Genomic DNA, 11,278 nt, shown 5'->3' with positions numbered 1-11,278 from the left:
TCATTACTATGGACGCCGATTTGCAAGACAATCCTGAAGAAATCCCTGAGCTTTATAATATGATTGTCAAAGATCACTATGATTTGGTTTCAGGTTGGAAGAAAAAACGCTATGACTCCGTGATTTCCAAAAACTTGCCTTCCAAACTATTCAATTGGGCTGCTCGAAAAACCTCGGGCGTAACCTTGAATGATTTTAACTGCGGCCTTAAAGCCTACAACCGCAATGTGGTCAAAAACATTGATGTCCATGGCGAAATGCACCGCTATATTCCGGTGTTGGCCAAAAATGCAGGCTTTTCAAATATTGGCGAAAAAATAGTCCTTCATCAGGCTCGAAAGTACGGAAGCACCAAATTCGGTATGGACCGCTTTGTCCATGGATTTCTTGATTTGTTGACCATTTGGTTTATTTCGCGTTTTGGCCGACGACCAATGCATCTTTTTGGCGCCTTAGGTGTGATCATGTTCATGATTGGCTTTGGTTTCACACTCTATTTGGGCCTCGACAAACTCTTTTTTAATACCAGTGGACGACTCATCACAGAACGTCCGCAATTTTATATGGCTTTATCCACAATGATGATTGGGACCCAGTTCTTTATTGCTGGCTTTTTGGGCGAAATTATTTTACGCACCAAAGATGACAAAAAACGATATCTCATTAATGAGGAATTGAACTTCTAATCCATCAAATTAATAGCCGTTAATCAAGTAACATTTGCTTAATTGCCTATTTTTGTAATATTAATCATAATCGCACCGCTATGATCTACATTGATCCAAAAATTTTAGAACGTATAAATGCTTGGTTAACACCAACTTTTGATAAAGAAACACAAAATGAAATTAAGGAGGGTATCGCCTTTCATCCTAAGGAAATACAAGAAGGTTTTTATAAGGATTTAGAGTTTGGAACTGGTGGGATGCGCGGTGTTATGGGCGTTGGCACCAACCGTATCAATAAATATACGCTTGGTAGAAACACGCAAGGCCTGAGCAATTATTTGCACGAGCAATTTCCAAATGAAACCCCTAAAGTGGTTATTGCTTATGATTGTCGTCACAACAGTAAAACCTTAGCAAAAGTTGTGGCCGATGTGTTTTCAGCAAATGACATTCAGGTTTATTTATTTGAAGATTTACGCACCACTCCTGAACTTTCCTTTTCCGTCAGACATTTAAATTGCCACTGCGGAATTGTTTTGACAGCATCACATAATCCTCCAGAATACAATGGCTATAAAGTATATTGGCAAGACGGCGGACAATTAGTGCCACCTCAAGATGCCGCTATCGTTGACGAAATTAACAGTCTAGATTATTCTGAAATTAAATTTGAAGCTAAAGATAAATTCATCAAGATTATAGGCAAAGAAGTGGATGAGGCATTTATTAACGCTTCAGTAAAAAATGGAAATTTCACAAGTCAGCAAGCGAAAGACGGACTAAACGTGGTGTTTACCTCACTTCATGGTACGTCAATTACAACTGTTCCTGAAACGCTGAAACGTGCAGGTTATAACAATGTCCATTTTGTAAAAGAACAAGAAGTGCCAGATGGCGATTTCCCAACTGTAAAATCGCCTAATCCAGAAGAACCAGAAGCTTTAAAAATGGCTTTGGAATTAGCCGATAAAGTAAATGCCGATATCGTGATTGGAACAGATCCTGACTGCGACCGTTTAGGCGTTGCCGTTAGAGATTTGGACGGTAAATTAATTCTGCTCAATGGTAATCAAACCATGTTAGTCATGACCGATTTCCTCTTAAAACAATGGAAAAAGCAAGGTAAACTTGATGGTAACGAATTTGTGGGTTCCACTATCGTTTCGACACCTATGGTGGAAGTATTGGTAAACTCATATGATGTAGAATATAAAGAAGGCTTGACCGGATTTAAATGGATTGCTAAAATGATCAAGGATTTCCCTGAACTCGACTTTATTGGTGGTGGCGAAGAAAGCTTTGGTTTTATGGTCGGTGATTTTGTTCGTGATAAAGATGCGGTTACCTCTACCCTTCTAGCTTGCGAAATTGCAGCACAGGCTAAAGCCGATGGCAGTTCGTTTTATGAAACACTTTTGGAATTATACGTATCCCACGGTCTTTACAAAGAACACTTAGTCGCCATAACCAAAAAAGGCATGGAAGGAGCTCAAGAAATCAATCAAATGATGATCGACGCCAGAGAAAATCCGCTTAAAGAAATTAACGGTTCTAAAGTAACACGAATCGAGGATTACGAACTTTCAATAGCAAGAAACTTTATCACTAATAAAGATGAAGCTATAGATATTCCAAAATCGAATGTGCTTATTTATTATACTGCAGATGGCAGTAAAATAGCGTTGAGACCAAGCGGAACCGAACCTAAAATAAAATTTTACATGAGCGTTAATGCGCCTTTGTCATCAACAAAAGACTATCCAACAGTGGATGCCCAACTGCAGCAAAAAATTGCCGCCATCTTAAAAGACATGAAATTGAGTTAAATGGAGTATTTAAAAAAGTTCTATCGGTTTATTATTCCGTATAAAAAATATGCTTATCTCAACATTTTTTTCAACATCCTTTACGCGCTTTTTAGCACGCTTTCTTTTCTTGCTCTAATTCCTATTTTTAAGGTTATTTTCAGTGATCAACGCGTAGTTGTTGCTAAACCTAAATTTGAAGGCCTAGGAAGTATTAAAAGTTTTGTGGAAGATTCCCTTAACTTTTTTGTAGTCGATAGGATTGAGATTTATGGCGATTTTAAAGTCCTCATGCTAATGGTTTCAGTGATCATTAGTATCTTTTTACTTAAAAATCTCTTTAATTATCTGGGAATGTATTACATCACATTTTTAAGAAACGGTGTTCTAAAAGACATCAGAAATGTTATGTTCGATAAAATAGTTACTTTACCACTCGCCTTTTATTCTGAAAAAACAAAGGGCGACACCATCTCTCGTGTGAGCAGTGACGTGGATGAAGTAAAAAACTCGTTCTTGGCCGTCTTGGAAATGATTGTCAGAGAACCTTTGACGATTTTGTTTTCATTGATTGCGATGCTCATCCTAAGTGTCAAATTGACCTTGTTTGTTTTTATTTTCATACCGATTTCAGGATTTATCATTTCAAAAATTGGAAAATCACTCAAAAAAGGATCTTTAAAAGTCCAACAGGAACAAGGTGTCTTTTTATCCATCCTTGAAGAAACGATGTCAGGCCTGCGAATCATCAAAGCTTTTGATGTTGAGAAAGTATTTGCCAAGAAATTTGAAGATTCCAACGAGCGCTATTACAAATATTCCAATACCCTCTTGAATCGTCAGAATCTGGCGTCTCCTATGAGCGAAGTTTTAGGAATTGTCGTGATTGGAATTCTGTTGGTTTATGGTGGTTATTTGGTATTTATCGATAATTCCATGGATCCGAGTTTCTTTATAGGCTATATTTCATTGGCCTATAATATTCTCACACCTGCCAAGGCTATCGCCAAAGCAAGTTATGGTGTTAAAAAAGGAAATGGTGCTGCCGAACGTATTTTGGAGTTCTTGGACTCTGAAAACACAATTAAAGAAATCGAAAACCCAGTACTAAAAGACACTTTTGAATCGAATATTTCCGTAAACAACATCTCCTTTAAATATGAGAATGACTTGGTGCTCAAAAATTTCAATCTGAATGTTCCTAAAGGCAAAACGGTTGCATTGGTTGGACAATCAGGAAGTGGAAAAAGTACCATCGCCAATCTCATTACCCGATTTTATGATGTTAACGAAGGTATCATTACAATTGATGGGGTAGATATCAAAAATTTATCAAAATCATCCTTAAGAGGGATGCTGGGTGTCGTATCCCAAGATTCCATTCTGTTTAACGACACGATTAGCAATAATCTTAAAATTGGGAAGCAAAATGCCACCGATGAAGAAGTGATTGAAGCCTTAAAAATTGCCAACGCTTGGGAATTTGTGAAAGACCTTCCAAATGGGATAAACTCAAACATTGGCGACTCTGGAAATAAATTGTCCGGTGGTCAAAAGCAACGTTTGAGCATTGCCAGAGCCGTTCTAAAAAACCCTCCGATCATGATTCTGGATGAAGCCACTTCGGCTTTAGATACAGAAAGTGAGCGTTTGGTACAATCTGCTCTCGAAAATATGATGCGCAACAGAACCTCTATTGTCATTGCGCATCGATTATCAACCATTCAAAATGCGGATGAAATTGTGGTCATGCAAAAAGGAGAAATTGTTGAACAAGGCAAACACAATGAACTCATCGAAAAAAATGGAGTATATAAAATGCTGGTGGATATGCAGAGTTTCGAGTAGGCTTAGGAAATACTGGAATTGCGATTCCGCTAAAAAGCGGGATTAGTTCAACTATCTGTTTTTAAATGTTGCTTCGCTCATTTTAAAACCAGAGTTTCACTAATAAAAAAAAGGATGCCACTACCAATGCGCATCCTTTTCTTTTTACCGCCAATGCTTAGGGCACATTGACTATCATAGTAGGTTAGGTTGATGCAAACATATTACATTTTATAATACCAAACAAGAAAAAAATGTTATTCATCGATAATAAATGCGCTTAAACGATTATTTGTTGCGCAAGTTATTAATTACCAGTCTATTAATTAAAACTTGATTTTCATAATTATTGCATTAAACTTTTTATATCTTCAGCAGTCTTATTAAAAAAAACTTTTGTGCATCACGACGACGAACTCATTTTAAGATTAACCTCCGAGAAAACAAAAGAATCCGCTTTTAAGGAATTGCTTAAGCTCTACAAAGAACGGCTGTATTGGCATATTCGAAAAATTGTGACCTCGCATGACGACACTGATGATGTATTGCAAAACACCTTCATCAAAATCTATAATAATATTCATAAGTTTAAAGGTGAAAGCAAACTGTATTCATGGATGTATCGTATTGCAACCAATGAAGCCCTCACGCACCTTAAAAGAAATGCCCAACTACAAAGTATCACGAGCGAAGAATTACAGCAACAAACCATAGACAATCTTCAAGCCGATGTTTATTTTGAAGGCGACGAGATTCAGTTAAAATTACAAAAGGCCATAGCCACTTTACCCGAAAAACAGAAGTTGGTTTTCAATATGCGGTATTTTGACGACATCAAATATTCAGAAATGTCGGAGATTTTGGAAACTAGTGAAGGAGCATTAAAAGCTTCCTATCATATTGCAGTAAAAAAAATTGAGGAGTTTCTGACCTCTCATTAAACCTTTTGAGAAATATTAAGTCCTAGTAATAGCATGAAACGAGCATGTTAAAGATTTTGAAACCTTAGGAAAAGATTAAAGGCGAACGGCATGTGTCCGTTAAAAAACACTAGAAATAAGCACATGAAAAAAAGTCACTTACATAATATTAAGGAATCAGGGTTCAAAACTCCTGATGAATATTTTGCTGCCTTTGACCAACGCTTGTTTAAGAAAATAGAAGTTCAAAAGGAGTTGGCGCCCATTTCAAATTCCGGCTACAAAGTTCCTGACAACTATTTTGAGAACTTTGATGACAAACTACAAAAGCGTCTTAAAGATGATGCCTCTCCAAAAGTCATAAAAATGGGATCTTGGCGAAATGCTGCTTATATTTCAGGCATTGCCGCCTCATTAATATTGTTATTGACGGTTTTTACAAAATCTCAGAATGATGTCTCAATAAACAAAATTGAGACAGCTTCCATTGAAGAGTATCTGAATGGCCAAAACTTGAACATTTATGATATCGCCTCTTTTTTAAATGACGAGGATTTAGTACTGGATAATTTCGTTACGAACACGTTTACAGATGAATCCTTGGAAAATTATCTGCTTGATAATGCTTCTATTGAAGATTTAATAATTAGAAAATGAAAAAAATAGCACTTATTTTATTTGTGAGCTTAATGTCTTGGTCGTCATTTTCACAAAACTCTGATAAACGAGAAAAAATTAAAGCACTCAAAGTAGCCTTTATCTCAGAACGTTTGGCCTTGACTGAAGCGGAAGCTCAAAAATTCTGGCCGATCTATAATGCTTATGAAAGCAAAAAAGATGCGCAACGAAGAACGGGCTATACAAAGCAGCAACAAATTTCAGAAGATATGAGCGAAGCCAGTGCTAAGGCCATATTAAATGACCTGATCACTTTAGAAAAAGAGCGCCAAAACACGCGAATCGAATATATAGAAAGTCTATTAAAAGTGATGCCTGCACAGAAAATCATTAAGTTGAGAATCGCTGAAGATGAGTTTAATGTAAAAATGCTTGAAGAATACAAAAAACGTCATAACGACGTTAAGAAGAAACCTTAAGGACAATTCCTTAAATTAAAAAATCCCAAATTCCAATACGACATTGGAATTTGGGATTTTTTTTTATTGGATTTTTGATGAATTATTGGAATTCCAATTTCGCTATCCTGCCCTGCCCTGCTGCATAAGCCACACTATCATTCAAAAACCGAATGGTATGAAAACCCTCATCGCTTAAATGCTTCCAGGTGTTGCCCGAATCAGAAGAATAGTCAATTCCTTTTTCCCCAACAGCCACCAATTCCTTTCCGTTGCTATTTGGAACATACTGCACACAACTTCTATATCCTGGCTCTACGCCATCTGCTACCAATTGCCAAGTCTTTCCGCCATCTGAAGTTCTCATCTTATTTGCCTTCGTTTCGTCAGGTTTCGTGTAATCGCCACCGATTGCAAATCCGTTGTTTTCATCATAAAAATCAATGGAATAAATGCCTGTAGTGGCTTTACCATGAATCATTGGCGTGTCAAAAATTTGCCATGTTTTGCCTTTATCATCAGAAAATAAAATCCGACTTGTCATACCTCCAGTCGCTACCCAAGCCTTATTTCCAACAATGGCAATATTGGAATTACTCGCGGCAAAAGCAGCTTCACCTTCCTTAATTTTTGGTAGGAGACTGCAAGGCAACTTATGCCATGTGTGCCCACCATCCCGTGTAATAATGATACTCAAACAATCTTCTGTTGGATCGCCAATAGCAATACCTTCTTGGGAATTCCAAAAACGCATGGCATCATAAAACACTTTATCGCTTTCTTCTTTATAAACCACTTCCATGGCGCCGTTTTCTCCTGTCTTAAATAATAAGGCAGGGTTCTCAACACTTATCATAAAAAAGTCATTGATAGTTCGTGCTACTGCTCTAAACTGCAAATTCAAAGTGTCGTAATCTTGCTGCGCTGTGATCCACTGCTCCGTTTGTGGATTGTATAATCCGAAGACGCCGTCATTGGCTGCAAATGCAATACTTTTATCGGAGGCCACATCAATCGCCCTGATGCTTAACACGCTATCGGTGTAAATCTCTTCAATCGCAACGGAGGCGATTTTATTTTTAGCATTTTCTTCTTTATGTTTACAGGACACAATCGCTGCAAACAAAAATAGAGGGATCAAAATTCTCATCTTCATATATTTTTTGGGGAAAGATACTTGATTTACCTTTAAAAAAAACAAAATTGTCTCGCATTCGTGGCATTTTAACGTAGCTTTGCAGTCGCAATTTTTATAATAAAACTTGCAGTCGCACAACTTAACGACAAACAACAAAAAAACTTAAAAAATGAGATTACACAGAAATCTATGTTTTGCAGTTATTGATGGATTAATGCTCATTTTTAATGAAGATCAATATGCTGACAAAGTCATTCAACAATTATTAAAACGCGACAAACGTTGGGGCGCGCGAGATCGTGCCTTTGTTGCAGAAACCACATACGATATTGTAAGATGGAAGCGCCTTTATGCTGAAATCGCTGAAGTGAAAGAACCTTTTGATAGAGATAATATTTGGAGAATGTTTGCGGTTTGGGCCACCTTAAAAGGCATCAAACTCCCAGATTGGTCCTATTTTGAAAGCACGCCGACCCGAAAAATCAAAGGAAGATTTGATGAACTTTCCAAAATCAGGAAGTTTAAGGAATCTATTCCAGATTGGATGGATGAGTTGGGCGAGAAAGAATTAGGCAAAGACGTTTGGAGCAAAGAAATAACGGCTCTCAATGAACAAGCCGATGTCATCTTAAGAGTCAACACCTTAAAAACAACCAAAGAAGCTTTACAGGCGGTGTTGTTTGACTTGGACATTGAAACTGAATTTATAGCCAACTATCCCGACGCCTTAAAATTAAAAGAGCGCGCCAACGTATTTCAAACCGACGCTTTTAAAGATGGCCATTTTGAAGTTCAGGATGCGTCTTCACAATTGGTGGCCAGATTTTTAAATGTTGAGCCGGGTATGCGCGTAGTAGATGCTTGTGCCGGTGCTGGCGGAAAAGCATTGCATATTGCTACTTTAATGGAAAATAAAGGGCAAGTGATTGCCATGGATATTTATGAAAATAAGCTCAACGAACTTAAACGAAGAGCGAAACGAAACGGTGTTTTTAATGTAGAAACAAGAACAATCGATTCGACTAAAGTCATCAAAAAACTGTATGACAAAGCCGATCGCGTTTTGATTGATGCGCCTTGTTCTGGATTAGGCGTTCTTCGCAGAAATCCGGATGCGAAATGGAAACTACAACCCGAATTTATTGATAAAATCAAGATAACCCAACAGGAAATCTTGCAACAATATTCAAGAATGGTCAAATCTGGCGGACAATTGGTCTATGCCACCTGTTCTATTTTACCTTCTGAAAACCAAGATCAAGTGAAAACGTTTTTAGCTTCAGAAAACGGCAAAGATTTTACGTTGGTAAAAGACGAAAAGGTGTTGTCTTCTAAATCTGGTTTTGATGGTTTTTATATGGCCCGTTTACAGAAAAAATAAAGCTATAACAAACTAAAATTTCCAAGTTAATTCTAAGGTATTTTGGTAAGCTTAAAATCAATAAAAAGTTTGCTCACAAAAAGATTGATCAAACAAAACACTCATAATTTCACAAGAAAGCGGCTTATACAAGTCGCTTTTTTTTATGATTTATTATGAAAAATTATCCTTTAAAAAGACTAATTTTGCATTTTCAAAACACAAACTGTCTGAGCGAAGGTTCGGGCATAAACTAAGACATAATGATTCATTTCTTCGGAAACCAAAACAGTGAAGTATTTGCTGTTCAAGCAACAAAAGAATTATCCACAGAAACCATCGATAAATTGGTGTGGTTATTTGGCAATCAACCTAAAATAGAACAAGCATCTCTCGATGCTTTTTTTGTAGGTCCGCGGGCCGCCATGATTACGCCTTGGAGTACGAATGCTGTTGAAATTACGCAGAATATGGGAATTACGGGGATAATCCGTATTGAAGAATTTCAAGCCGTTTCTGAAGACTTTAAGGACTTTGACCCGATGATTTCTGAAAAGTATCATGGTATCGATCAAGAGGCGTTTACGATTCATATTCAACCGGAAGCGATTCAACATATCGAGGATATTTCTGCCTATAATCAACAAGAAGGATTGTCCTTAAATGACGAAGAAATCGAATATTTAGAAGGTATCTCAAAAAATATAGGCAGAAAACTAACCGATTCTGAAGTTTTCGGATTTTCACAGGTCAATAGTGAACACTGTCGTCATAAAATTTTTAATGGCACTTTTGTTATTGATGGCGAAGAAAAGGAAAAGTCACTTTTCAAGATGATTCGTGACACTTCCAGTGAAAACCCTAACACTATTGTTTCTGCATACAAGGACAACGTTGCCTTTATAAAAGGTCCAATCGTTGAACAATTTGCCCCAAAAACCGCCGATAAGCCTGATTTTTATCAAACTACGGATTATGAATCGGTCATTTCGTTAAAAGCAGAAACTCATAATTTCCCAACCACGGTTGAGCCTTTTAACGGTGCTGCTACAGGTGCTGGTGGAGAAATCAGAGACCGACTTGCTGGTGGAAAAGGATCTTTGCCATTAGCAGGAACCGCAGTTTATATGACGTCGTATTCCCGATTGGAAAAAGACCGTCCTTGGGAACAAAAAATGGAAGCACGCCCTTGGTTATACCAAACCCCAATGGACATTCTTATAAAAGCATCGAATGGCGCCTCAGACTTTGGTAACAAATTTGGCCAACCTCTAATTTGCGGGTCTGTATTGACTTTTGAACATGACGAACATCAAGATGCTTCGACCCTTCGACAAGACTCAGGGCAAGCAAGCTCAGCACACGCTCGGAAGCTAGGCTATGATAAAGTGATCATGCAAGCTGGTGGTATTGGTTATGCGAAAGCAGATCAAGCGCTAAAAGACATTCCTAAAATTGGCGATAAAGTCGTCATCCTTGGTGGCGAGAACTACCGTATTGGAATGGGTGGTGCTGCAGTTTCATCGGCAGATACCGGCGAATTTTCTACAGGTATCGAATTAAATGCCGTACAACGTTCCAATCCAGAAATGCAAAAACGTGCCGCCAACGCAGTTCGTGGAATGGTCGAAAGCGAAGAGAATTTTATCGTTTCCATTCATGATCATGGTGCTGGAGGTCATTTAAATTGTTTAAGTGAATTGGTGGAAGACACTGGCGGACTAATCGATTTAGATAAATTACCGGTTGGCGACCCTACATTATCGGCAAAAGAAATTATTGGCAATGAATCTCAAGAACGTATGGGCTTGGTCATTGCTGAAAAACATTTGGAAATACTTCAAAAAATAGCCGACCGCGAGCGTGCGCCAATGTACACTGTGGGTGATGTTACCGGAAACAATCGGTTTACTTTTGAATCTCAAACCACAGGACATAAACCAATGGACTTGGGAATGGATGACATGTTTGGAAGCTCTCCAAAAACAATCATGACGGATAACACCGTCATCAGAAACTATGATCCTGTTACTTATAAAAAAGAAGCCTTCTACGATTATTTAGACCAATTATTACAATTGGAAGCGGTGGCTTCTAAAGATTGGTTAACCAATAAAGTAGACCGTTGTGTGGGAGGTAAAGTAGCCAAACAACAATGTGCCGGCCCCTTACAATTACCGCTCAATAACGTAGCTGTAATGGCCTTGGATTATAGAGGAAAAGAAGGCGTCGCCACCTCCATTGGCCACTCGCCTATTGCTGGCTTAATCGATCCTGTTGCAGGCAGTAGAAACGGCATTACCGAAGCCTTGACCAACATTATGTGGGCACCATTGAAAGACGATCTTAAAAGTGTTTCACTTTCAGCAAACTGGATGTGGCCTTGTAAAAACGAGGGAGAAGATGCCCGACTTTATGCCGCTGTTAAAGCAGTTTCTGATTTTACAATTGATTTAGGAATCAACGTTCCAACAGGAAAAGATT

Annotated in this window: 9 protein-coding genes; 8 read left to right on the top strand and 1 reads right to left on the bottom strand. The window is 38.0% G+C overall.

Annotated features, from left to right (window positions below; all coding sequences use genetic code 11):
- The 6 genes from ABIQ28_RS07480 to ABIQ28_RS07455 form a co-directional block, all read left to right on the top strand.
- Positions 1 to 686: glycosyltransferase (locus ABIQ28_RS07480; RefSeq protein ID WP_348036263.1), on the top strand; the 686-nt coding region annotated here is incomplete at its 5' end.
- 80 nt (positions 687 to 766) lie between these two features.
- Positions 767 to 2,494 (top strand): phospho-sugar mutase, encoded by a 1,728-nt coding sequence (locus ABIQ28_RS07475; RefSeq protein WP_348036262.1) that lies wholly within the window; start codon positions 767 to 769, stop codon positions 2,492 to 2,494.
- Positions 2,495 to 4,321: an ABC transporter ATP-binding protein gene (locus tag ABIQ28_RS07470; RefSeq protein ID WP_348036261.1), complete on the top strand. Its 1,827-nt coding sequence runs from the start codon at positions 2,495 to 2,497 to the stop codon at positions 4,319 to 4,321. It abuts the gene before it with no gap.
- A 377-nt stretch (positions 4,322 to 4,698) separates the two neighbouring features.
- The gene (locus ABIQ28_RS07465) at positions 4,699 to 5,241 is read left to right on the top strand and encodes an RNA polymerase sigma factor (RefSeq protein WP_348036260.1); all 543 of its coding nucleotides are present in this window, start codon (positions 4,699 to 4,701) and stop codon (positions 5,239 to 5,241) included.
- Positions 5,242 to 5,364: 123 nt separating this feature from the next.
- Positions 5,365 to 5,877, top strand: a complete 513-nt coding sequence (locus ABIQ28_RS07460) for a hypothetical protein (protein ID WP_348036259.1) — start codon at positions 5,365 to 5,367, stop codon at positions 5,875 to 5,877.
- Positions 5,874 to 6,317 carry a sensor of ECF-type sigma factor gene (locus tag ABIQ28_RS07455; protein ID WP_348036258.1) on the top strand — a complete coding sequence of 148 codons (444 nt, stop codon included), beginning with the start codon at positions 5,874 to 5,876 and terminating at the stop codon, positions 6,315 to 6,317. Before ABIQ28_RS07460 ends, ABIQ28_RS07455 begins: the two co-directional genes overlap by 4 nt.
- A gap of 82 nt (positions 6,318 to 6,399) precedes the next feature.
- Here the strand turns inward: ABIQ28_RS07455 and ABIQ28_RS07450 are convergent, their stop codons facing one another.
- On the bottom strand, positions 6,400 to 7,446 hold the full coding sequence (locus ABIQ28_RS07450; protein ID WP_348036257.1) for an oxidoreductase: 1,047 nt from the start codon (positions 7,444 to 7,446) through the stop codon (positions 6,400 to 6,402).
- A gap of 157 nt (positions 7,447 to 7,603) precedes the next feature.
- On the opposite strand from ABIQ28_RS07450, the gene ABIQ28_RS07445 reads away from it, so the two are divergent.
- Positions 7,604 to 8,815, top strand: coding sequence for a methyltransferase domain-containing protein (locus tag ABIQ28_RS07445; protein ID WP_348036255.1), 1,212 nt, complete (start codon positions 7,604 to 7,606; stop codon positions 8,813 to 8,815).
- A gap of 242 nt (positions 8,816 to 9,057) precedes the next feature.
- Positions 9,058 to 11,278: phosphoribosylformylglycinamidine synthase (purL, locus tag ABIQ28_RS07440; RefSeq protein ID WP_348036254.1), on the top strand; the 2,221-nt coding region annotated here is incomplete at its 3' end.

Source organism: Gelidibacter sp., assembly GCF_039916245.1.
Classification (GTDB): Bacteria; Bacteroidota; Bacteroidia; order Flavobacteriales; family Flavobacteriaceae; genus Gelidibacter.
The sequence above is the reverse complement of the archived record's forward strand: the minus strand, read 5'-3'. Positions and strand labels throughout refer to the sequence as shown.